The 383-nt window shown below is 62.7% G+C and carries 1 protein-coding gene; it reads left to right on the plus strand.

The genetic code is table 11. The features are described from left to right. Positions 1–383: ethanolamine utilization protein EutH (eutH, locus tag GYA94_RS27515; RefSeq protein WP_161893536.1), on the plus strand; the 383-nt coding region annotated here is incomplete at both ends.

The raw sequence follows: 383 nt of genomic DNA on the forward strand, positions 1-383 counted from the left end.
GGGCGGCTACCAGTTGGCCAAGGCGTGGGCGCAAAGCCCGGAAGGCTGGATCCTCGGCCTGATCACCGGGTTCCAGAGTGGTTCGACGAGCATTTTCGTCATCCCGGTCGGGTTGGCCATGCTGCGCAAGGTCGATCACAAGTACATGGCACTGGGCATCATGGCTGGGCTGCTGGCCATTCCCTTGAGCATCATGATCATCGCCATGGCCATGCAGGGACTGGACCTGGGGGTGCGCCCGGATATCGCAACCACCGGTGCCGCCACCCAGGCCTTGCATTTTTCCTGGGCGATGCTGCTGCGCAACCTGATGCCCTTGATCCTGTTCTGCATTGCCCTGGCGGCGGCGCTGCGTTACTGCCCGGCACTGATGGTGTACCTGT

The organism is Pseudomonas juntendi (assembly GCF_009932375.1).
In the GTDB taxonomy this organism is placed as follows: domain Bacteria; phylum Pseudomonadota; class Gammaproteobacteria; order Pseudomonadales; family Pseudomonadaceae; genus Aquipseudomonas; species Aquipseudomonas juntendi.